The sequence below is a fragment of the Aestuariibaculum sp. M13 genome (assembly GCF_024723255.1).
In the GTDB taxonomy this organism is placed as follows: Bacteria; Bacteroidota; Bacteroidia; order Flavobacteriales; family Flavobacteriaceae; genus Aestuariibaculum; species Aestuariibaculum lutulentum.
Genome location: NZ_JANIAC010000006.1, coordinates 20,173 through 41,922, shown reverse-complemented (window position 1 = coordinate 41,922; position 21,750 = coordinate 20,173). Strand labels below are relative to the sequence as shown.

Here is a 21,750-nt window from a genome sequence, read left to right as displayed (position 1 = left end):
ATTAATATAACATTACATACAGAAACACTAAAGATATTTGCAAACTATTTCTAATTAAAAAATGGAAAATATTTATTTATTTATGATTATTGCCCTGGCCATTTTAGCCATTGCCGATTTGGTTGTTGGGGTTAGTAACGACGCGGTAAACTTCTTAAACTCCGCTATCGGTTCGAAAGCCATTTCGTTTAAAACGATAATGATTGTTGCCAGTATTGGTATTGCCGTAGGAGCTATTTTCTCAAGCGGTATGATGGAAGTTGCCCGAAAAGGGATTTTCAATCCGCATGAATTCATGTTCAATGAAATTATGATCATTTTCATGGCGGTAATGATTACAGACATCCTCCTTTTAGACTTTTTTAATACGGTGGGTATGCCTACCTCTACAACAGTTTCTATTGTATTCGAATTACTTGGAGCTTCTGTTGCTATGGCCCTTATTAAAATTGCACACCAAAACGGAAACTTTTCCGATGTTGTAAACTACATTAACACCTCGAAAGCGACGTCCATTATTTTTGGTATTTTACTCTCGGTAGTAGTTGCTTTTTCAATAGGAGCCATTGTGCAGTGGATTACCCGTTTATTATTGTCATACAACTTTTTAAATAAAGCTAAATGGGTTGGTGCTGTTTTTGGTGGTTTAGCCTTAGCTTCAATTACCTACTTTATTTTCTTAAAAGGAATTAAAGGAACTGCATTTGCCAGTCAGGAATTAGAAATGCTTGGCGGTATGAAAATCAGCAAGTTCTTAGAAGAAAAAGTACTACTTATTGTGTCTTTAAGTTTTGTGTTATGGAGTTTAATTTCATACGCATTAATGACCTTCTTAAAAGCTAATATTTATAAAGTAATTATTGCTGTTGGTACCTTTGCGTTAGCATTAGCTTTCGCTGGAAACGATTTAGTAAACTTTATTGGTGTGCCTATCGCTGGTTACCAGTCTTACAACGCCTGGGTTAGTTCTGGTGTTGCTGCCGATGCATTTAGCATGGGTGTATTAGCTGAAAAAGTACCTACGCCAACCATTATGCTTGTTATTTCAGGTTTAGTAATGGTAGCTACGTTATGGTTCTCTTCAAAAGCGAAGAAAGTAACTGAAACAGAAATTAATTTATCTAGAGAAGGTGAAGGGAAAGAGCGTTTTCAACCAAACTTCTTATCTCGTGGTTTCGTAAGATCGGCTATTGCTATGTCGCAAATGTCATCGTTTATCTTACCAGGATCGTGGCAAGAAAAAATTGAAAAACAATTTGAAAAACCAGAAGTGTCAACTTCAAAATCGAAAGCAAAAGATTTACCGGCTTTCGATATGGTTAGAGCAGCCATTAACTTAACAGTTGCTGCAGCTTTAATCTCTTTAGCGACTTCTATGAAATTACCACTTTCTACAACTTATGTAACCTTTATGGTGGCCATGGGTACCTCTTTAGCCGACAGAGCCTGGGGTAGTGAAAGCGCTGTATATCGTGTTGCCGGAGTATTAAACGTTATTGGAGGTTGGTTCTTTACCGCATTTATCGCCTTTATCGCTGCCGGATTAATTGCATATTTAATTAACTGGAATGTATCAGTAATGGTACCGGTTTTATTATTATTTGCTATTGTTTTATTAGCGAGAAACTATATTTCACATAGAAAATCATCTGCGGAATCTAAAACTGAAGACAGCTTAACCCTTTCTGAAAACAGTTCTATTCAAGGTGTTATTCACGAAAGCTCTAAAAACATTGCCAATGTTGTAAAACGCGGAAACAAAATTTACACCAATGCCATTAACGGTTTAGCAAAACAGGATTTAGTTTTATTGAAAAAGAACAAAACTCAAATTATCAAACTATCGAATGAAGTTGATGAATTGAGAGATAATATCTTCTATTTTATTAAAAACTTAGATGAATCTAGTGTTGGCGCAAGTAACTTCTACATTCACATTTTAGGTTATTTACAAGATATGGTTCAGTCTTTAGAGTACATTACTAAAGTGAGTCATAAACACATAAACAACAACCATAAAAAGTTGAAGTTTAATCAGATTAAAGAACTTAAAGAAGTAGATGAGCGTTTCGAAAGATTATTCACTAATGTTCACAATGCATTTAACACAGAATCTTTCGATCAACTTTCTGTAATTTTAGGAAGAAAATCTGAAATCACTTCTTTAGTTACAACTAAAATTCAAAAACAGGTTGAACGTACTCGTACTGAAGAATCGAGTCCGAAAAACACAACCTTATACTTTAGCTTACTTTTAGAAACTAAAGATTTATTAAATGCAACTATGAATCTTTTAGAAGAATACGACCAGGCACACGACGCATCTGTAGCTCCTGCGACTATTAAAGCTGAAGAAACAAAAGCATAAGTAACATATTACTTCATATAAAAAAAGCCTGTGAAAATTTCACAGGCTTTTTTGTTTTATGTCTTTTATAAATAAGATAAAACTATCTTAATACTAAACCCCTATTTACTTAACATAATGCACCTAATTTGGCGCTCACAAAGTAAAGGGAAATCCTTTTCCATAACATTTGAATCGTTGAGTTAGATGAAAAGCACCTGTTCTGGGTGCTTTTTAATTTTTATAACATCCTAAACACGAATACTATTTAATTCCTACCTATTTTGTATACATTTGCAAAAAACAAACCAATTATGATATCAGAAAACAGTTATTTTAACAATAATGTAAAATCCTTAGGCTATACCACAGCTGAAGGAAAATCAACTTTAGGCGTTATGGAACCGGGAGAATACGAATTCTCAACCTCACTACATGAAACTATGACCGTCATTGAAGGTGAGATGACCGTAAAACTTCCTAATTCAAATGAATGGGCAACATATAAAGCAGGTGAAGCCTACGAAATTGACGCAAATAAAAGCTTTTTAGTAAAGGTTAGCACACAAACCTCATATTTGTGTCAGTACCAATAAAACCAGACCTTAATCAAACTAAAAAAGCACCTCCAAAGAGGTGCTTTTTTTGTAATATAACACTTAATTAAAAAATCATTCTCAGCCAATTAAAAGCTCATATAGAATGCATATTATTATGAACCACACATCACACAATCGTCGTCACCTTGACCAGCTTTAGCTTGTGCAATTAGGGCTTTCATTTCTTCTGGAGTCATTGGTTGAACATCAACCTCTGCCTGTGTTTGTTTTGAAAATTTAGCTGCATTTTTTGCTGCTACATTTTGCTTTTGATCCTGCTCCTGAACATTAACCTCTTTAACTTCTACAGTCTGAGCAACAGGTTCTTCTTTTTTAGTGGTTTGAAGCGTAAATTTAATGGCATCAACAGCACTCTTAGTACGTAAGTAATACATACCTGTTTTTAAGCCGCTTTTCCAGGCATAGAAGTGCATCGATGTTAATTTAGCCATGGTTGCACCTTCCATAAACAAGTTAAGCGATTGCGACTGATCGATAAAGTATCCACGTTGACGAGACATATCGATAATATCTTTCATACTTAACTCCCAAACCGTTTTATAAAGTTCTTTAATATGCTGAGGAACATCAACATTTTGTACTGAACCATTAGCACGCATTATATCTTGTTTTAAACTTTCATTCCAAAGACCAAGTTCTACCAAGTCTTCTAATAAATGTTTGTTTACAACGATAAATTCACCCGATAATACACGACGTGTATAAATGTTAGATGTGTAAGGCTCGAAACACTCATTATTTCCTAAAATCTGAGATGTTGAAGCTGTTGGCATTGGTGCTACTAAAAGCGAGTTACGAACTCCGTGTTTTAATACCTGCTGACGTAATTTATCCCAATCCCAGTTACCGCTTAATTCTTCATCTTTAATATTCCAAAGATTGTGTTGGAACTGACCTTTACTAATAGGAGAACCTTCGTAAGTCTGGTACGGTCCGTCTACCTTAGCTTCTTCCATACTTGCCGTTACTGCAGCATAATAAAGGGTTTCAAATATATCCTGGTTTAATTGTTTTGCTTCATCACTAGTAAAAGGCATACGTAATTTAATAAACGTATCTGCCAATCCTTGTACTCCTAATCCAATTGGACGGTGACGCATGTTTGAGTTTTCAGCTTCAATTACCGGATAGTAATTTCTGTCGATTACTCGGTTTAAGTTTTTTGTTACACGTTTTGTAATACGGAATAATTCCTTGTGATCGAACTCTCCGTTTTTAATAAACATTGGTAACGCAATCGATGCTAAGTTACATACGGCAACTTCATCTGGAGATGTGTATTCAAGAATCTCTGTACATAAATTAGAAGAACGAATGGTACCTAAATTCTGTTGGTTCGATTTACGGTTCGCTGCATCTTTATACAACATGTACGGTGTACCCGTTTCGATTTGAGATTCTAATATTTTCTCCCAAAGTTCACGTGCCTTAATCGTTTTACGACCTTTACCTTCGCTTTCGTATTTTAAATATAATTCTTCAAATGCTTCACTGTGCACTTCGTCTAATCCTGGACATTCGTTAGGACACATTAAGGTCCAAGATCCGTCTTCCTGAACACGTTTCATGAATAAATCTGAAATCCACATCGCGTAGAATAAATCACGCGCACGCATTTCCTCCTTACCGTGGTTTTTCTTCAGGTCTAAGAAATCCATAATATCGGCATGCCAGGTTTCGATGTACATCGCGAAACTTCCTTTACGCTTTCCTCCTCCTTGATCTACATAACGTGCTGTATCGTTAAATACTTTTAGCATTGGAACAATACCATTTGATGTTCCGTTGGTTCCGGCAATATAACTTCCTGTTGCACGGATATTGTGAATAGCTAAACCAATTCCTCCGGCAGATTGAGAAATTTTGGCCGTTTGTTTTAATGTATCGTAAATACCATCAATACTGTCATCTTTCATTGTTAAAAGAAAACAAGACGACATTTGTGGTTTTGGCGTTCCTGAATTAAATAAAGTTGGCGTCGCGTGGGTAAAGTATTTTTTAGACATCAACTCGTAAGTTTCTACTACCGATTCGATATCGTCTAAGTGAATACCAACTGCTACACGCATTAACATATGTTGTGGACGCTCAGCAATCTTTCCGTTTAATTTTAACAGGTAAGAACGCTCTAAGGTTTTAAATCCGAAGTAATCGTAACCAAAATCGCGGTTGTAGATAATGGTAGAATCTAACACCTCTTTGTTATCCATAATCACTTTGTATACATCATCAGCTAAAAGCGGTGCTTCCTGCCCGGTACGCGGATTGATGTAAGTATAAAGATCGTGCATAACATCACTAAAACTCTTCTTCGTGTTTTTATGTAAGTTAGACACAGAGATACGTGCCGCTAAACGTGCATAATCTGGATGTGCCGTTGTCATGGTTGCAGCAATCTCAGCAGCTAAATTATCAAGTTCGCTCGTGGTTACACCATCGTAAAGTCCTTCAATTACTCGCATTGTTACTTTTAATGGATCTACTAACTCGTTTAATCCGTAACATAATTTTCGCACCCTGGCGGTGATTTTGTCGAACATCACTTGTTCTTTTCTGCCGTCTCTTTTGATTACATACATAGTTTTACACGTGTTTTGGTTTTCCTGATTACAGCTTCAGAAAAAGGGTTAATTAGATATTTCCAAATACCGATCAATAAAAAGATCAATACTTAGATGATTTAGTTGGCTATATAAAATCTTACTTAAACCCCATTCCCCAGAAGGGAATGAGATGATACTTTTATGGATTAATAAGTTGGTTTTTCAACCGGATTTTTAATTAAAAATCTTCGTCGAAAGAGAACTTATCTTTGTCTTCTTCTTTGTTAAGAACACCCGCTTTTTGATATTCGGACACACGTTTTTCAAAGAAATTTGTTTTTCCTTGTAACGAAATCATATCCATAAAATCAAACGGATTGCCCACATTGTAAACTTTCTCACAGTTTAATTCCACCAGTAATCTGTCGGTAACAAATTCAAGGTACTGGGTCATTAATTTAGAGTTCATACCAATTAAACTAACTGGTAAAGACTCTGTGATAAATTCGCGCTCGATATCTAAAGCATTAACAATAATGTCTCTGATACGTTCTTTTGGCACTTTGTTTACTAAGTGATTGTTGTGTAGGTGCACCGCAAAATCGCAGTGTACACCTTCGTCTCTTGAGATTAACTCGTTAGAGAAGGTTAAACCTGGCATTAAACCACGTTTCTTTAACCAGAAAATAGAACAGAACGCTCCGGAGAAGAAAATACCTTCTACTGCTGCGAATGCAATTAAACGCTCTGCAAAACTTGGTGATTCAATCCATTTTAAAGCCCAATCTGCTTTTTTCTTAATCGCCGGGAAATTTTCAATAGCATTGAATAAAATGTCCTTTTCTTTTTCGTCTTTTACGTAAGTATCAATTAATAGGGAGTAGGTTTCACTGTGAATATTTTCCATCATGATTTGAAATCCGTAGAAAAATTTGGCTTCACTGTACTGAACTTCATTAACGAAGTTTTCAGCTAAATTCTCATTTACAATACCATCGCTTGCTGCGAAGAAAGCAAGAATGTGTTTAATAAAATAACGCTCATCATCAGTTAACTTATCTTTCCAATCGGTTAAATCCTGATGTAAATCGATTTCCTCTGCGGTCCAGAAACTTGCTTCTGATTTTTTATACCATTCCCAGATGTCATGATGCTGAATTGGGAATATTACAAAACGATCTTTATTTTCTTGGAGAATGGGTTCGATAGCCTGAGACATTGTTTTTGAGAGTTTTAATTTTAAAGTTTAACGAAAATTTTTAATCGATTTGGGAGTAACAAATATTGGAAAATGATGTTAAAAATGAAAGCTTTAGTTATAAACATTGTGCAAAAGTTTTTAACAATAATGAAAATTACTGAGTATAAGAAGTTTACAAATAAAAAACACTTAATTACTGATTAACAGTGTTTTACGTTTTTTGTTTTTTCAAAAAGTTTACAGAAATTAAAAGTTTTCCGACCGGAAAACCCTTTATTTTACAGGTGTTTTAAGCAATTATTTAGCCTCGGCGATTTTCTCTAACTCAGCATACCAGTCTTCACCAAATTTTCTTATCAAAGCATTTTTAACAAATTTGTAAACAGGCACCTGTAATTCCTTTCCAAGAGAGCATGCATCGTCACAAATTTGCCATTTATGATAATTAACAGCCGAAAATTCACTGTAATCCTGAACACGAATTGGATACAGTTCACAAGACACTGGTTTTTTCCATGACACGTCACCATTTCGATAAGCCGCTTCAATACCGCAAAGTGCTACGTCCTTCTCATCATAAATAACATAAGCACAGTCGGCACCATTAATAAGAGGCGTTTCTAATTCACCATCATCTTCCGACGTCACAAAAGCACCTTGCGCTTCAATAGCATCAATACCCTCCTGACGTAAGTAAGGTTTCACCTTTGGGTAAATATCTTTTAAAATCTGAGCTTCTTCCTTATCCAGTGGTGCTCCTGCATCACCATCAACACAACACGCTCCTTTACATGCCGAAAGATTACACACAAATTCTTTTTCTATAATATCTTCAGAAACAATTGTTTTCCCTAATTGAAACATACCTTTACTACCATTTTTCGGGTGCAAAAATAACGAAACTTTATGTTTAAAACACTATTGTAATTTATGATATTGCTATACATTTGTTACGAAATTTAAAACATGAACTTATGCAATTCAACTTTAAAGAAATATTTACTGCCTTTATGGTTCTCTTCGCTGTTATCGATATTATTGGAAACATTCCAATTATTATCGATTTAAGAAAAAAAATGGGACACATTCAAAGTGGTAAAGCTTCCATTATTGCAGGAGTTATTTTAATCATGTTTTTATTTTTAGGTAAAAGCATTTTGAATCTGGTTGGTATTGACGTTAATTCCTTTGCGGTTGCCGGTTCATTTATACTATTCTTTATTGCTTTAGAAATGATTTTAGGCATTACCCTTTACAAGGAAGAAGAGCACAGCGCTATGTCTGCCACGGTGTTTCCTTTAGCTTTCCCATTAATAGCAGGCCCGGGAAGTTTAACCACATTATTATCGCTAAGAGCAGAGTTTAGCACCGAAAATATAATTGTTGCGGTACTGTTAAATGTTATTATTATTTTTGTAGTGCTTAAAACATCAAAAAAGATTGAGCGCCTTATAGGGCAAAACGGAATTAATATTATCCGTAAAGTATTCGGGGTTATTTTATTGGCTATTGCCGTTAAATTATTCGCTCACAACATTAAAGCCTTATTCGCTTTAACCTAAAAACATTCTTAAAATGAAAATAGCAACCATAGTTATAAGTGTATTAGCATTAGCCCTTGTGGTTTTTAATGCTACAAAAATTAATTTCAGCGCCCCATTACAAGGCGAAAGTTCTGTTGCGATAATTACCATTTTAGCTTCGCTTTGTGCCATTCTTATTATGCTTATTTTATACACCTCTAAGCGCATAGAACAAAAAGTAAAAGAACGCCGTTAACATGGAGTTCGACGCATTTATTATTGGAGGTGGCGCAGCTGGTTTATCCTGTGCTTTAGTTTTAGGCTCCGCAAAGAACAAAGCCTACGCTAAAGACAAACACATTGGCATTGTTGTTCACCAAAAAACATCGCATCTGCAAACCGCCTTATTCAACAATGTTCTGGGATTAACGCCTGGAACAACCGGCGAATCTATTCTTGAAAGCGGGAAACAGCAACTTACGGAGCTTTATCCGCATGTAGAACAAATTGAAGGTGAAAAGGTTCTTGAATTAGAAAAAATTAAAAACGGTTTTAAAATTAAAACCAACAAACACACCTACCAATCTAGAATTGTTGTTGTTGCGGTTGGCTATACCAATTTAATGCACATTAAAGGTTTAGAACAATATGTTGAGCCTCACCCAAGATCTGCAATTGAAAAAGACCGTATATGGCTAAAAAACACCGACCATTTAATTGAAGAAAATCTTTATGTTGCCGGATCTTTAGCAGGATGGCGCAGTCAGTTTGCTATTTGTTCAGGCAGTGGCGCTCATGTCGCTACAGACATTCTAACCCTTTGGAATGATGGAATTCATGCTAAAGTACACGATAAAATAGAAGAGTAATTACTCCCCTACCTCACTTAACCGAATTACCTCATCAATCATAATATCACTCTGATTGATAATTTGCTCAAATGCACCATCACCATACAATTGATCGGCTAAAGCAGCTTTAATGTATTGCTTCACCTCGTCGTGATAAGCCACAAAAGTAATTTTAGTATTGGTACGAAGATTTACATAATCCTGAAAGTCGAAAACCATTTCATCGCTCACCATGTAGCTATCAATAAAATCTTCTCGAGACATAATGCCATAAGCCTTTCGATCTTTATCCAACTCTACGAACACAAAATTACTTATAAAACCACTGCGCTGTAAAAAGGTTAAGGTTTCGTTTTGTAAGCTTGTATCGATAGGAACAAATACATCAGGAATAATACCTCCGCCTCCATAAACCACTTTACCTTTTGGTGTTGTAAATTTTAGGGAATCGGCTACTTTAATCTTATCGGAATCAAATAACTCTCCACTCTCAATACGATCGAAATAATCATGATAATAATCGTCGTTTCCTTTGTTATAAGAACGTTGAATAGAACGTCCTGTAGGGGTATAATACCTAGAAACTGTTAAACGCACAGCACTGCCATCACCTAAATCCATTTCACGTTGCACCAGGCCTTTACCGTAACTTCGGCGACCAACAATAGTCCCTTTGTCGTTATCCTGAAGCGCTCCGGCCACAATTTCACTTGCCGATGCCGAATTCTCATTAATTAATACAAATAACTTACCGTCTTCAAAATCGCCTTTGCTGGTTGCAAAGTTTTTTTCAATATGACCTCGTTTATTTTTAGTGAATAATATTAGCTTTTCATCTTCTAAAAACTCATCAACAATTTGCTCGGCAATCCCAAGAAAACCACCCGGATTATCACGTAAATCTAAAGCGATTTCTGTCGCGCCTTCATCCAGTAATTTATCTAAAGCTGTTTTAAACTCTTTATAAGTCGACTCCGCGAAGCGGTTAATTTTTATATAACCCAGCTTACCAGTTAACATATAAGCCGCATCAACACTTTTAATAGGAATCGCAGAACGCTTCACTGTAAAATCTAAAAGTTTCGATTCGCCCTTTCTATAGACCGTTAATTTCACTTTAGTGTTTTCAGGTCCTTTTAGCTTATCGACCATATCACTATTGTTCAGCTTCGCTCCAAAAAGTGTATCGCCATCGGCCATTAAAATACGATCACCGCCTTTAATACCAGCCCTTTCACTTGGTCCGCCTTCAATAGCACGAATAACTGCAATACTATCTCTAAACGGATAAAAACTTACGCCAATACCAATAAAATCGCCTTTCATGTTTTCTGAAACGCGCTGCATATCTTCTTTTGGAATATACACCGAATGCGGATCGAGATTCTCCAGAATGCCATTTACTGTAACATCTACAATGCTATCGGTGTTAATGTCATCAACGTAATCGTAATCGATATAATCGATAAGTCGGTTAAGCTTATCTTTTTTGCTGTTTGTAGAAAACAACCTGTCCGGCGAATCGCTAAAATTTAACTTTCCGCCAATAAAAATCCCTGCCGCAATAGCAACACCAAGTATTAAGGGCAAGTATTTTTTATTATTAGACATTAAGCTTCTATATCTTCAATTTGTTTCAGTTCGATGCCAGCTTTAGCTAAAAATTTAAGACCAGAATCGTCTTTGTAAGCATCCTGATAAACCACTTTTACAATACCTGCTTGGTGTATAAGTTTACTACATTCTTTACACGGTGACATGGTAATGTATAAGGTAGCACCTTTACATGATTGTGTCGATGCCGCAACTTTTAGAATCGCATTGGCTTCGGCATGCAAAACATACCATTTTGTGTAGCCTTCATCATCTTCACAAAAATTTTCAAACCCCGATGGCGTACCATTATACCCATCAGAAATTATCATTCTATCCTTTACAATAAGCGCTCCAACCTGTCTGCGGTTACAGTAAGACAATTTTCCCCACTCTTTAGCAATTCTTAAATACGCTTTATCGTACTTAAGCTGTTTAATCTTCGGCATGAATCTGTATTTGTTTTTGGCGTGTTGCTTTTAGCAACCAGGCTTTCGGTAGTCGCTTTTATTTTTACAAAATAAAGAGCTCCAACAACTACCTCAATCCTTCACGCGAAATATTATAACGAATATACTTGGTTCGTATTTTAATTACAACCCTACTTCGTTAAACTTTTACGAAAGTTTATATAATTTTAGATGTTAAGTACTTAATTTTTAGATTAAGCCAAGAAATCGCTGTTTAAAATCATAGGAATAACGAGCCCAACCACAATGGCCGAAATCACCATAATCCAGTCGCGTTTTGAAAAACGGAAAATGGTTTGCACCAAATACCCTAAAAACAACACGATAAACACAATAATAATCTGTGCGATTTCTATTCCTAATGCAAATTCTAATAACAATACAAGTTTACTATCAGAATCTCCAAGTAACATTTTAAACTCTCTGGCAAAACCCAATCCGTGAATTAATCCAAAAAATAAAGTCGATAAAAACAAGACACCAACTTTTTCCTTCTGCGCGCCTTTACCTGAGGTAAACACATTAAACAAGGCGACCACTAAAATGGTAATAGGTATTAAAAATTCAACAATCGTAGCATTTACACTCACCATCCCATAAGATGCCAGAACCAAAGACAAAGTATGTCCTAGGGTAAACATAGAAACCAATAAAAACACACGCTTCCAGTCTTTAAACAGATAAGGAACCGTTAGTACGATAAGAAACAAAACGTGATCGTAGGCTTTGATATCAAGGACATGGTTTATACCATACTCTACGTTAAACCAAAAATTCTCTAGCATAATAATTAATTAAGATATGGGAAATGTCAAAGATACAATTAATTCGATTTTTTCAGAGGCGTGTTATACTTTTTATCCAACTGAAAGAGCATCTCTTTAGTAATATCCTGAAGATCAAAACTATGATTCCATCCCCAGTCTGCTCTGGCACGCGAATCATCAATACTTTTAGGCCAGCTATCCGCAATGGTCTGCCTGTAATCCGGACTGTAGGTTATTTTAAAATCGGGATGCGATGCCTGAATACTTTCTGCAACGTCTTTTGGTGTAAAGCTAATAGCCGATAAATTATAAGACGATCTTATTTTTATTGCTTCGGCAGGTGCTTCCATAATATCAACAGTTGCCTTTATAGCATCATCCATATACATCATTGGTAATTTTGTGTTTTCAGACAGAAAACATTCATAAGCCCCATCGGTTATCGCTTTATGATAAATTTCAACGGCATAATCGGTAGTTCCTCCACCAGGCATGGTTTTCCAGCTTATAATTCCAGGGTAACGTAAACTCCTGACATCTACCCCAAATTTATTAAAATAATACTCACACCAACGCTCGCCCACCTGCTTGGTAATACCATAAACGGTTGATGGCTCCATAACAGTATACTGAGGTGTATTTTCAACCGGAGTTGTGGGTCCAAACACCGCAATACTCGATGGCCAGAATACTTTTTTAATCACATTGGCTTTCGCCAGATTTAGCACATGAAACAGCGATTCCATATTTAAATCCCAGGCTTTCATTGGGAATTTTTCTCCCGTAGCGCTAAGCATAGCCGCCATAAGATAAATCGTGTCAATCTGATATTTATCGACACATATTTTAATACTGGAATAGCTTCGCGCATCGACCACTTCAAAAATACCTGTATTAACAACACCTAAATTGCTGTAACTAATATCGCTTGCAATAACATTCGTACTACCATACAAATCACGTAGCTTAAATGTTAATTCTGAACCAATTTGTCCGCAAGCCCCTATTATTAATATTTTAGGTTTCATTTAACCAAGGTTTTATGTGTACTACTTAAAATTACTAAGATTTTATTGAAAACTTTTCATTTCTACATGAAAACATTTTAAACTTCATCACCATCTATTTTAAAGATTAATAAACTATTCCTATATCTTTGTCGTTGTATTTATATTTAAAAACCTATGAATTTTAAATTTTTAAGTCTTTTAGGCATTTTCATCATAATCATGAGTTCTTGTAAACAATCTGAAAACCAGGAACAAAATACCGATAGTTCTAAAAACACTAACGAAGTGACCGAAAGTGATATTGCCAAACTTAAATACACCGAATTCTTATTAGATAATCAAACAGAAGAAGCCATACAGAGCTGGAACGAATACACACAAATTAACGATGTTGTTAACAACGTAAAAAAAGGCGACCTCAGCTTTTTCAATGACAACGATGAAGCCATCACTGTTCTCCTTAAAGATTTTAATAAAAATATTCCCGAAAAAGTAAATACCGATGCTGTTAAAGCACGTATTACCGCTTTTGAAACCAAACTTTATAAACTACAAAGTTTTTCCGGGTTATCAACAACCAAACGAGATGAGTTGCTTGCAACGATTAAAGAATTTCTAGTTTCATTTTCAAATTTAAACCTTCAAATGAATAAAAAAATGGAGGCCGACAAAAACGTTTTTGAACGTCCTTAATCTACTTTTCATTTTAACAGGTTTGTTCTTTCAATTTGTGTTAAGATTTTCATAATCAACCCCCTGTTAATAGACAAGTATGCTACCTTGGGCTCATTATTTAACCAAATCAGCATATGAAAACAAACTTAAATCTTAAGCCTTTCTTAGGCTTATCGTTGGTCTTGGCTGTAGCTTCGTGTAAAAACGAAACAAAAACCGAAACCACCGAAGTTGCCCAGACACCTGGCATTAACCTTGAGTTTATGGATCCTTCTGTAAAACCACAGAACGATTTCTTCAAATTCGTTAATGGTAAATGGTTAGCAACTACCGAAATTCCGGATGACCAAACCCGTTGGGGAAGCTTTAACGAATTAAGAAAGAAAACCGATGAAGACGCTCTAACCATCTTAAAAAATGCCATGTCTGACAACAAAGACATTAAAAAGAGTGAAGTACTTCCGGGATCTGACCAACAAAAAGCTATCGAACTTTTTAAAACCATAATTGATACTGTAAGCAGAAATAAAATGGGTATCAATCCCATTAAAAAAGACTTAAAAAAGATTGATGCCATTCAGAATATAGAAGACCTTCAAAACTTTTTAATTGAAATGGAACCTACCGGAGGCATTGGTTTCTTTGGTTTTCATGTAGGTACCAACCCAAAAAACAGTAATATTAACTCTGCCTTTTTAGGTTCGGGTCGTTTAGGACTTCCTGATAGAGATTATTACGTTAAAGATGATACAGACTCTAAAGAGAAAAGAGAACTTTACGTGGCACATGTTACTAAAATGCTTCAATATTTAGGAGATACCGAAGCCGAAGCTAACGACCAGGCTAAACGTATTTTAGCTTTCGAAAAACGACTTGCCGAACCAAAAATGGATAAGGTAGAACGTCGTGATGCCCGCAAACGCTACAACCCTAAATCTATCGCCGAATTACAAAATATGGTTCCCGCTATTAACTGGAATACTTATTTTAAAGGTATCGGCGTTAAAAGTATCGACACCATTATTGTTGGCGAATTAAAATATACCGAAGCATTACAAAACATTCTTGCTGAAAATAATGTAGACGACTGGAAAGCGTATTTACGTTGGTCTTTATTCAACCGATCGGCAGGTGCATTAAGTACCGAAATAGAAACTGCTAACTGGGAATTCTATGGCAAAACATTACGTGGTGCAAAACAACAACGTCCTTTAGAAGAACGAGCGCTTTTAACTGTTAACGGTGCTGTTGGCGAAGCCTTAGGCAAACTTTATGTAGATGAAGTTTTTCCTCCTGAAGCTAAACAGCGTGCAGAAAAAATGATTGCTAATGTGATTAAAGCTTTTGAAAATCGCATTAGAAATGCAGCCTGGATGACTGAAGAAACGAAAGAAAAAGCTGTCGAAAAACTTTTAGCTTTAACCGTTAAAATCGCTTATCCTGATAAATGGAAAGATTACTCCGATTTGGAAATCAGTTCAACAGATGAAAACGGATCCTTTTCTCAAAACATGCTTAACGTTAGCGCCTGGAACCATAAAAAGAATTTAGAAGATTTAGGCCAGCCAGTAGATAAAAGCCGTTGGGGTATGTCTCCACAAACGGTTAATGCCTACTTCAATCCATCGTTTAACGAAATTGTATTCCCTGCAGCTATTTTACAGCCACCATTTTTCAATTTTCAGGCAGACGATGCTGTTAACTACGGTGGTATTGGTGCGGTTATAGGTCATGAGATTTCACACTGTTTTGATGATTCTGGTGCGAGATATGATAAAAACGGAAACCTGAACAACTGGTGGACAGACGAAGATTTAACACAGTTTGAAGCTTTAGGAAAAGATTTAGCAGATCAATACAGTGCCATTGAGGTGTTACCTGAAACCAATATTAACGGTCCATTCACACTTGGCGAAAATATTGGGGACCTAGGTGGTGTAAATGCAGCTTACGATGCTTTACAGCTTAGCTTTAAAGACAATGGAAGACCAGAAGACATCGACGGTTTTACTGCCGAGCAACGTTTCTTCATGTCTTGGGCGACTGTTTGGAGAACCAAAATGCGTGATGACGCTTTAAAAAATCAAATTAAAACCGATCCGCACTCACCGGGTATGACCAGAGCTGTTCAACCTCTTTTAAATGTTGATGCCTTTTATCAGGCTTTTGATATTAAAGAAACCGACAGTTTATATTTAGAACCGAGTAAACGAGTAAAAATCTGGTAATAAAAAAAGGGTGTTTTCAAAATTAGAAAACACCCTTTTCTTCTTTAACACTAAATTTATTTTTTCTCTTCTGTAGCCTGTGCCTGAAGCATTTGTTTTTGTCTTAACAACTCATTCTTCGTAATTTGAATCAGATTAAAATTAGGCGCTTCTTTAAATGCTGCATCTAAAATATCTACAGCTGCATCAATATTTGCTTTTCGGTCTTTATTGTAAAGCGATAAAGCCTGTAAATACATAAATGCAGATTTTAAAGACACCTCGTAAGGCTGTTGAGTTTCGTAAAACGCCTTTTTCATATCATCTGTAGCATTTGCTAAACCATAAGTAATATTTTTATCAGCTTCCTCAATCTGTTGTGTTTGTAAATTAAGTTCAGCTAATTCATAAGCTAAATGAGCATTCGGGTCTCTTTTAAAAATTTCCTGAAAAAATCCGATAGCCAATTCAGGACGCTTCACTGCTTTTAATGAAATCGCCTTTACTTCTAAAGCCATATCCGAATCGTCCATTTTTTTATCAATACCAATGGTGTTAAGCGCCTGAACATATTGCCCCTCTCTCATGTATATGTAAGCCAAAGTGTCTAAGCGTTCAAACGATGGCGATAATACATTTAGATGCGTTAAACCATTTATGATTCCCTGCACATCACCCTGCTTTTGCATTTGCTTATAATAAGCTTCAAAATGTTTTATTAAATCTGAGTTACTCTGGGCTCCCATTGTCATGCCACAAACTAATAAAACCAATACTAATATTCTTTTCATGCGTCTTTGTTTTTCTAGGATGCTAAAACTATAAAAATTTAACAGTTACACAAGTAAAAATTTACCAATAATCTTATTAAAAAATTAAAACACTTCACTTAAACTTTAATAATTGTTAAAAACGAAAAATGGCATTCTTAGGATTACTAGAAAAAAAGAATTATATTTAGAACTACTAAATTAAATATTATGGGGATAAAAAGTTTTCAAGGAGCGAGGAAACATCAAGCACAGATGGTTGATGAAACACCTCTAAAAGTGAGTGATTACATGTCTACCGATTTGATTACGTTTACTCCCGATCAAACCATTGAAACTGTAATTGAAGCGTTAATACATCATAGAATTTCGGGTGGACCAGTAATTAATGATAAACACGAATTGGTTGGCATCATTTCGGAAGGAGATTGCATTAAAAAAATTAGCGAAAGTCGCTATTACAATATGCCTATGCAGGATAAAACCATTGAACACTACATGGCTAAAAATGTAGAGACTATTGATGGTAATATGAATATTTTTGACGCCGCCAGTAAATTTTTAAACGCAAAAAGACGACGTTTTCCTATTGTGGAAAACGGCAAACTGGTAGGACAAATTAGTCAGAAAGATATTTTAAAAGCAGCCATGCAATTAAAAGGACAAAATTGGAAGTAGAAGAGAGATAAGCAAAAAATCTTCCAACATTAAAGCTTTTGGTTATTCATTTTCCAAAAGCTTTTTTGTTTGTATCATCTTTACGATTAATAAAAGTATAATTCTAATAACAGCATTGCAAACTAAGCCTTTAAAGATGCCATATCAATTACAAATCTATAATGAACATCGCTTTTCAACATACGCTCGTAAGCTGAATTAATATCTTGAATATTGATAACTTCAATTTCTGAAATTATACCATGCTCTCCACAAAAATCCAGTAGTTCCTGAGTTTCAGCAATGCCTCCAATTAACGAACCCGCAACGGTTTTACGTCCCATAATCATAGGAACAGAATTTAACATTGGATCTAATGGCCCTAAATACCCTACTAATACTAAAGTTCCGTTTGTAGCCAAGGTTCCGACATAAGGGTTTACATCATGAATGTATGGTACCGTATCAATAATAAGATCGAAATGTCCTTGAAATGTATTCATTTGGTCTTTATCTGTAGAAATAATAACCCTGTGCGCTCCCAAGTTCATAGCATCCTTTGTTTTATCAGGAGATCTTGAGAATAAGGTTACTTCGGATCCCAAAGCATTCGCCAACTTTATAGCCATATGCCCGAGTCCACCCAAACCAATTACAGCCACTTTGCTACCCTTCCCAACTTTCCAGTGTCTTAAAGGAGACCAGGTCGTAATTCCGGCACAAAGCACTGGTGCCACGGCAGCCGGGTTCAGGTTAGTGGGCACTTTTAATACAAAATGTTCATCGACGACAATACTTTCGGAATACCCTCCAAAAGTCTGCATATTAAAATACTTGTCATGACCGCCATAGGTACCAACCCATTCCGGACAATACTGTTCTAAATCATTTTCACAATTAGAACACGACCTACACGAATCTACCAAACACCCTACAGCCACGAGGTCACCAACTTTAAAATTTGTAACCGCATCCCCCACATTAGTAACTTTTCCAACAATTTCATGACCGGGAACTACCGGGTAAACCGAAAAGCCCCAATCGTTTTTTGCAAAATGAAGATCGGAATGACAAACTCCACAATACTCTATATCTATCTCAACATCTTTCGCTGTTACTCCCCTTCTTTTAATGCTTAGTTCTCCTAAACCAGCATCACTGGCTTCTGTACCATAAGCTTTAACTTGTTTAACATCCATAATATTCAAATTTTAGATTACTTTAATATTACCATGATTTAGAGCAACTTGCTTTATAAAGATAAGCATAAAATTTAGAATTAAAATATCAAGGTTAATCCATGTTAGACCATGTCTCAGACAAAGCTAATTACAACAGATTCTAACTTTCACGTTTAACCAAAGCATAATAATCTCCTTCTAAAGGCAAGTATCCTTGATCGTAAACAAAGTAATAAACAGTACCCGTTTTTGTAGTGTAGATACTGGTAAAATAATTAAAATCGAAACCAGCTTCAATTAATTTTGCTCTGGAAGTTTTGGTTTTCTGATTAGGATTCAACTGTTCTAAAATTCTGTGATTCTTTCGAAGTCTGTTATTGGTATTTCGAATCAGGTTTTTACTATCCTTATTTACCCGATTGTTATAAGCATTCCGGCAACCATCGCTGCAGAATTTCTTGTCGATGCGACCTACAATTTTTTCACCACATTCTAAACATTGTTTCATAGTATGTGTTTTACGGTTTAGGTTGTTTTTGGTTTTGCACTCTTGTTAACAATTAAGTTGATTGACACAATTGAAAATATTATAATTACAGTTATAGTGTTGTGGCCAACCCCTTTTACAAATCCGTAATCTCATCTAAGATTGCAAAAAGATCATTGAAATCACAATAGGGTTCTGTAACTTTTCTTTGACCTTCTTCTTTTGCTTCGAATTCGTATTCATCTATCAAGTCATTAAATCCAATTACATAGACTTGCATTTTGAATTGACTACTTAAATCCGAATAATCAATTTCATTATTTTTAAATTCAAAATTTTCTTCAAGTTCAACTCCCTTTATTGGTTTATTATTTTTCAAATAAATTAATCTTGTGCACCTACCATAAGAAGCTTCAAATTGTTCTTCGACTTTAACTATTTGATTTTTTGTCTTCCATATTCTTAATATTGCTCCATGATCAACATGACTTTCTGTAATTTTATTCCAGTCATATTCACTCACTTTTAATTCAGAGTTTGAATCAATACTCTTAACATATTTATCAATTTCGTCAGTCAGTTTATTTTGAGAATAACCAATTAAAGTATAAGTAAGAAGTATTAATATTAAATTATATTTCATAGGGACTAGGCAAAATCATATTCAACATCTACTAAATATACAAATTATTCGTTTACAAACGACTACAAACATTTACAAACGAATTTAAACAAGTAATAACCGACTAACATTTCTACCGTATCGCACCTTTGCCTTGTCGAAACATAAGAACTCGATAGTATTAACTGTTTAACCTTAAATTTAAAATTATGAATACGCTTAGAAACAGAGTACAGTTGATTGGAAACTTAGGAAATGACCCTGAAATTATGAATTTAGAATCTGGCAAAACACTGGCCAAATTCACTATTGCAACTAACGAAAGTTATACAAATAATAAGGGAGAGAAAATTACCGACACCCAATGGCATAATGTAATAGCCTGGGGACATACCGCTAAGATTATTGAAAAATATGTAAGTAAAGGCAAAGAAGTAGCTATTGAAGGCAAGTTAACATCACGAAGCTACGACGATAAAGAAGGCAATAAACGCTACATTACAGAGATTGTTTGTAACGAACTTTTAATGTTGGGAAAATAATTAACTGCTACGAATTATTTTCATAAAGTCAAGGCCGTTTAAATAAACGGTCTTGATTATTTTTTTACGTTATCGATATTGAAATAACCGCCTTTATTTTCCTTTCGTTCTAAAGACTGGCTTACAATAAGGTGAGCAACATTAATCATGTTTCTTAGTTCACAAAGCGACGAGGTGATTTTCGATTCTTTATAAAATGCTTCAACCTCATCATGAATTAGCTCCAAACGCTTCTTAGCACGATTTAAACGCTGGTTACTTCTTACAATACCCACATAATTACGCATCAACGCCTGTAATTCTTTTAAATTATGCTGAATTAACACATGTTCTTTAGTAATCGCCGTTCCCTCATCATTCCAATCCGGAATATCTACATCGGCAGATTTATACTCATGTTTCACATGATACTTATAGATATTATGCGCATAAACTAAAGCTTCTAATAACGAATTAGAAGCTAAACGATTCGCACCATGTAAGCCTGTTCTTGTACATTCGCCACAAGCAAATAAATTATCAATGGTCGTTTTTCCTTTTTTGGAAACCTTAATACCTCCACACAAATAATGAGATGCAGGGACTACAGGAATCCAATCAGTTTTAATATCGATATGATTATCTAAACATTTCTGATAAATATTCGGAAAGTGTTTAATGAAGGCTTGAAAATCTAAATGGGTACAATCTAAAAATACATGAGATGCTCCCGATTTTTTTAATTCCCTGTCAATACTTTGCGATACAATATCTCGTGATGCCAATTCAGCACGATCGTCATATTTTAACATAAAACGTTCGCCTTCACCATTTCTCAAATAAGCACCAAAACCTCGAACCGCTTCAGAAATTAAAAATGAAGATTCCCCTTTTGCATCGTACAATGCCGTTGGATGAAACTGTACAAACTCCATATCTTTAATTCGAGCCTTAGCTCGGTATGCCATGGCAATTCCATCGCCTGTAGCAATTACCGGATTTGTAGTATGCCCGTAAACACAACCAATACCTCCGGCCGCTAACAAGGTACTATTTGCCTTTATTGTTGAAATCTCTCCGGTCTCTTGATCAAAGACATAAGCGCCATAACATTTCAACTCTTCAGGATCCGCACCTTCAATATGGTGATTGGTGATTAAATCTAAAGCAAAATGATGGGGTAAAATAGTAATATTTGGCAACTGATGCACACGCATTAATAAAGCACGCTCTATTTCATATCCTGTGATATCTTTATGATGTACCACACGATATTCGGAATGCCCACCTTCTTTACCTAAATCGAATTCTCCCTCGGCGTCCAAATCGAAATTTGCACCCCAAAGTAACAACTCTTCTAGGCGTTCTGGCCCTTCTTTAATCACCATTTTAACCACGTCCTCTTTACAAAGTCCGTCACCGGCAATTAAAGTATCTTTTATATGCTTTTTAAACGAATCGTTTTCCTTATCAAGCACTATGGCTACACCGCCTTGCGCATATTTAGTATTCGATTCGTCTTCGTTTGCCTTAGTAACAATAATGACCTTTCTTTCAGGAAATTTTTCAGCAATTTTAACTGAAAACGTTAATCCGGCAACACCCGAACCAATAACTAAATAATTTGTAGTAACCATGGTTTTACTCGACAATCGAGAATTAAATACTTCGAGTTAACCTCGAATTCAATACTATTTTATATTAA

At 35.4% G+C, this 21,750-nt stretch carries 21 protein-coding genes; 9 read left to right on the top strand and 12 right to left on the bottom strand.

Translation table 11 applies throughout. From position 1 onward, the window contains the following. The first annotated feature begins 61 nt into the window (after positions 1 to 61). Together NO995_RS17240 and NO995_RS17235 are read left to right on the top strand one after the other, a co-directional pair. The gene (locus tag NO995_RS17240; protein ID WP_258228575.1) at positions 62 to 2,368 is read left to right on the top strand and encodes an inorganic phosphate transporter; all 2,307 of its coding nucleotides are present in this window, start codon (positions 62 to 64) and stop codon (positions 2,366 to 2,368) included. A 293-nt stretch (positions 2,369 to 2,661) separates the two neighbouring features. Further along, positions 2,662 to 2,943: a pyrimidine/purine nucleoside phosphorylase gene (locus NO995_RS17235; protein WP_258228574.1), complete on the top strand. Its 282-nt coding sequence runs from the start codon at positions 2,662 to 2,664 to the stop codon at positions 2,941 to 2,943. A gap of 116 nt (positions 2,944 to 3,059) precedes the next feature. On the opposite strand, the gene NO995_RS17230 is transcribed toward NO995_RS17235, so the two are convergent. The 3 genes from NO995_RS17230 to NO995_RS17220 all read right to left on the bottom strand — a co-directional run bounded on the left by NO995_RS17230 (position 3,060) and on the right by NO995_RS17220 (position 7,575). After that, on the bottom strand, positions 3,060 to 5,546 hold the full coding sequence (locus NO995_RS17230) for a ribonucleoside-diphosphate reductase subunit alpha (RefSeq protein WP_258228573.1): 2,487 nt from the start codon (positions 5,544 to 5,546) through the stop codon (positions 3,060 to 3,062). Between the two features lie 202 nt (positions 5,547 to 5,748). Next, a complete protein-coding gene (locus NO995_RS17225; protein WP_258228572.1) occupies positions 5,749 to 6,729 on the bottom strand; it encodes a ribonucleotide-diphosphate reductase subunit beta in 981 nt (326 codons plus the stop codon). A 279-nt stretch (positions 6,730 to 7,008) separates the two neighbouring features. Continuing rightward, positions 7,009 to 7,575 (bottom strand): DUF3109 family protein, encoded by a 567-nt coding sequence (locus NO995_RS17220; RefSeq protein WP_240575289.1) that lies wholly within the window; start codon positions 7,573 to 7,575, stop codon positions 7,009 to 7,011. A gap of 110 nt (positions 7,576 to 7,685) precedes the next feature. Here NO995_RS17220 and NO995_RS17215 point away from each other — a divergent pair, with 110 nt between their 5' ends. Genes NO995_RS17215 through NO995_RS17205 form a run of 3 tightly spaced genes read left to right on the top strand, consistent with a single transcriptional unit; the run spans position 7,686 to position 9,103 of the window. Continuing rightward, positions 7,686 to 8,273, top strand: a complete 588-nt coding sequence (locus NO995_RS17215; RefSeq protein WP_240575153.1) for a MarC family protein — start codon at positions 7,686 to 7,688, stop codon at positions 8,271 to 8,273. Between the two features lie 13 nt (positions 8,274 to 8,286). Then, the gene (locus NO995_RS17210; protein ID WP_240575152.1) at positions 8,287 to 8,490 is read left to right on the top strand and encodes a hypothetical protein; all 204 of its coding nucleotides are present in this window, start codon (positions 8,287 to 8,289) and stop codon (positions 8,488 to 8,490) included. 1 nt (position 8,491) lies between these two features. Continuing rightward, positions 8,492 to 9,103, top strand: a complete 612-nt coding sequence (locus NO995_RS17205) for an FAD-dependent oxidoreductase (RefSeq protein WP_258228571.1) — start codon at positions 8,492 to 8,494, stop codon at positions 9,101 to 9,103. On the opposite strand, the gene NO995_RS17200 is transcribed toward NO995_RS17205, so the two are convergent. The 4 genes from NO995_RS17200 to NO995_RS17185 all read right to left on the bottom strand — a co-directional run bounded on the left by NO995_RS17200 (position 9,104) and on the right by NO995_RS17185 (position 12,943). Further along, a complete protein-coding gene (locus NO995_RS17200; RefSeq protein ID WP_258228570.1) occupies positions 9,104 to 10,696 on the bottom strand; it encodes a S41 family peptidase in 1,593 nt (530 codons plus the stop codon). Beyond that, entirely contained in the window at positions 10,696 to 11,127 is a 432-nt protein-coding gene (locus NO995_RS17195; RefSeq protein WP_240575139.1) for a dCMP deaminase family protein, read from the bottom strand. Before NO995_RS17195 ends, NO995_RS17200 begins: the two co-directional genes overlap by 1 nt. A gap of 215 nt (positions 11,128 to 11,342) precedes the next feature. Beyond that, the gene (locus NO995_RS17190; protein ID WP_240575137.1) at positions 11,343 to 11,933 is read right to left on the bottom strand and encodes a HupE/UreJ family protein; all 591 of its coding nucleotides are present in this window, start codon (positions 11,931 to 11,933) and stop codon (positions 11,343 to 11,345) included. A 38-nt stretch (positions 11,934 to 11,971) separates the two neighbouring features. Continuing rightward, positions 11,972 to 12,943, bottom strand: a complete 972-nt coding sequence (locus tag NO995_RS17185; protein ID WP_258228569.1) for an NAD-dependent epimerase/dehydratase family protein — start codon at positions 12,941 to 12,943, stop codon at positions 11,972 to 11,974. A 156-nt stretch (positions 12,944 to 13,099) separates the two neighbouring features. Here NO995_RS17185 and NO995_RS17180 point away from each other — a divergent pair, with 156 nt between their 5' ends. Next, on the top strand, positions 13,100 to 13,618 hold the full coding sequence (locus NO995_RS17180) for a hypothetical protein (protein WP_258228568.1): 519 nt from the start codon (positions 13,100 to 13,102) through the stop codon (positions 13,616 to 13,618). Positions 13,619 to 13,734: 116 nt separating this feature from the next. After that, positions 13,735 to 15,828 (top strand): M13 family metallopeptidase, encoded by a 2,094-nt coding sequence (locus NO995_RS17175; RefSeq protein WP_258228567.1) that lies wholly within the window; start codon positions 13,735 to 13,737, stop codon positions 15,826 to 15,828. Between the two features lie 56 nt (positions 15,829 to 15,884). On the opposite strand, the gene NO995_RS17170 is transcribed toward NO995_RS17175, so the two are convergent. Then, positions 15,885 to 16,598, bottom strand: a complete 714-nt coding sequence (locus NO995_RS17170) for a hypothetical protein (RefSeq protein ID WP_258228566.1) — start codon at positions 16,596 to 16,598, stop codon at positions 15,885 to 15,887. 189 nt (positions 16,599 to 16,787) lie between these two features. Between NO995_RS17170 and NO995_RS17165 the strand changes: the two genes are divergently transcribed. Next, the gene (locus NO995_RS17165; protein WP_240575120.1) at positions 16,788 to 17,255 is read left to right on the top strand and encodes a CBS domain-containing protein; all 468 of its coding nucleotides are present in this window, start codon (positions 16,788 to 16,790) and stop codon (positions 17,253 to 17,255) included. Between the two features lie 122 nt (positions 17,256 to 17,377). Here the strand turns inward: NO995_RS17165 and NO995_RS17160 are convergent, their stop codons facing one another. The 3 genes from NO995_RS17160 to NO995_RS17150 form a co-directional block, all read right to left on the bottom strand. Continuing rightward, positions 17,378 to 18,433 carry an NAD(P)-dependent alcohol dehydrogenase gene (locus tag NO995_RS17160; protein ID WP_258228565.1) on the bottom strand — a complete coding sequence of 352 codons (1,056 nt, stop codon included), beginning with the start codon at positions 18,431 to 18,433 and terminating at the stop codon, positions 17,378 to 17,380. Between the two features lie 142 nt (positions 18,434 to 18,575). Beyond that, the gene (locus NO995_RS17155; protein WP_258228564.1) at positions 18,576 to 18,923 is read right to left on the bottom strand and encodes a hypothetical protein; all 348 of its coding nucleotides are present in this window, start codon (positions 18,921 to 18,923) and stop codon (positions 18,576 to 18,578) included. Positions 18,924 to 19,038: 115 nt separating this feature from the next. Then, positions 19,039 to 19,545 carry a hypothetical protein gene (locus NO995_RS17150; protein ID WP_258228563.1) on the bottom strand — a complete coding sequence of 169 codons (507 nt, stop codon included), beginning with the start codon at positions 19,543 to 19,545 and terminating at the stop codon, positions 19,039 to 19,041. 188 nt (positions 19,546 to 19,733) lie between these two features. Here NO995_RS17150 and NO995_RS17145 point away from each other — a divergent pair, with 188 nt between their 5' ends. Then, positions 19,734 to 20,066, top strand: a complete 333-nt coding sequence (locus NO995_RS17145) for a single-stranded DNA-binding protein (protein ID WP_258228562.1) — start codon at positions 19,734 to 19,736, stop codon at positions 20,064 to 20,066. A 56-nt stretch (positions 20,067 to 20,122) separates the two neighbouring features. Here the strand turns inward: NO995_RS17145 and nadB are convergent, their stop codons facing one another. Next, positions 20,123 to 21,682, bottom strand: a complete 1,560-nt coding sequence (gene nadB / locus NO995_RS17140; protein WP_258228561.1) for an L-aspartate oxidase — start codon at positions 21,680 to 21,682, stop codon at positions 20,123 to 20,125. Positions 21,683 to 21,750: the final 68 nt, after the last annotated feature.

Bases quoted from the DNA above. Each gene is read 5' to 3' on its own strand.
- NO995_RS17240 (WP_258228575.1), top strand. From the start codon at position 62: ATGGAAAATATTTATTTATTTATGATTATTGCCCTGGCCATTTTAGCC.
- NO995_RS17235 (WP_258228574.1), top strand. From the start codon at position 2,662: ATGATATCAGAAAACAGTTATTTTAACAATAATGTAAAATCCTTAGGC.
- NO995_RS17230 (WP_258228573.1), bottom strand. From the start codon at position 5,546: ATGTATGTAATCAAAAGAGACGGCAGAAAAGAACAAGTGATGTTCGAC.
- NO995_RS17225 (WP_258228572.1), bottom strand. From the start codon at position 6,729: ATGTCTCAGGCTATCGAACCCATTCTCCAAGAAAATAAAGATCGTTTT.
- NO995_RS17220 (WP_240575289.1), bottom strand. From the start codon at position 7,575: ATGTTTCAATTAGGGAAAACAATTGTTTCTGAAGATATTATAGAAAAA.
- NO995_RS17215 (WP_240575153.1), top strand. From the start codon at position 7,686: ATGCAATTCAACTTTAAAGAAATATTTACTGCCTTTATGGTTCTCTTC.
- NO995_RS17210 (WP_240575152.1), top strand. From the start codon at position 8,287: ATGAAAATAGCAACCATAGTTATAAGTGTATTAGCATTAGCCCTTGTG.
- NO995_RS17205 (WP_258228571.1), top strand. From the start codon at position 8,492: ATGGAGTTCGACGCATTTATTATTGGAGGTGGCGCAGCTGGTTTATCC.
- NO995_RS17200 (WP_258228570.1), bottom strand. From the start codon at position 10,696: ATGTCTAATAATAAAAAATACTTGCCCTTAATACTTGGTGTTGCTATT.
- NO995_RS17195 (WP_240575139.1), bottom strand. From the start codon at position 11,127: ATGCCGAAGATTAAACAGCTTAAGTACGATAAAGCGTATTTAAGAATT.
- NO995_RS17190 (WP_240575137.1), bottom strand. From the start codon at position 11,933: ATGCTAGAGAATTTTTGGTTTAACGTAGAGTATGGTATAAACCATGTC.
- NO995_RS17185 (WP_258228569.1), bottom strand. From the start codon at position 12,943: ATGAAACCTAAAATATTAATAATAGGGGCTTGCGGACAAATTGGTTCA.
- NO995_RS17180 (WP_258228568.1), top strand. From the start codon at position 13,100: ATGAATTTTAAATTTTTAAGTCTTTTAGGCATTTTCATCATAATCATG.
- NO995_RS17175 (WP_258228567.1), top strand. From the start codon at position 13,735: ATGAAAACAAACTTAAATCTTAAGCCTTTCTTAGGCTTATCGTTGGTC.
- NO995_RS17170 (WP_258228566.1), bottom strand. From the start codon at position 16,598: ATGAAAAGAATATTAGTATTGGTTTTATTAGTTTGTGGCATGACAATG.
- NO995_RS17165 (WP_240575120.1), top strand. From the start codon at position 16,788: ATGGGGATAAAAAGTTTTCAAGGAGCGAGGAAACATCAAGCACAGATG.
- NO995_RS17160 (WP_258228565.1), bottom strand. From the start codon at position 18,433: ATGGATGTTAAACAAGTTAAAGCTTATGGTACAGAAGCCAGTGATGCT.
- NO995_RS17155 (WP_258228564.1), bottom strand. From the start codon at position 18,923: ATGAAACAATGTTTAGAATGTGGTGAAAAAATTGTAGGTCGCATCGAC.
- NO995_RS17150 (WP_258228563.1), bottom strand. From the start codon at position 19,545: ATGAAATATAATTTAATATTAATACTTCTTACTTATACTTTAATTGGT.
- NO995_RS17145 (WP_258228562.1), top strand. From the start codon at position 19,734: ATGAATACGCTTAGAAACAGAGTACAGTTGATTGGAAACTTAGGAAAT.
- nadB (WP_258228561.1), bottom strand. From the start codon at position 21,682: ATGGTTACTACAAATTATTTAGTTATTGGTTCGGGTGTTGCCGGATTA.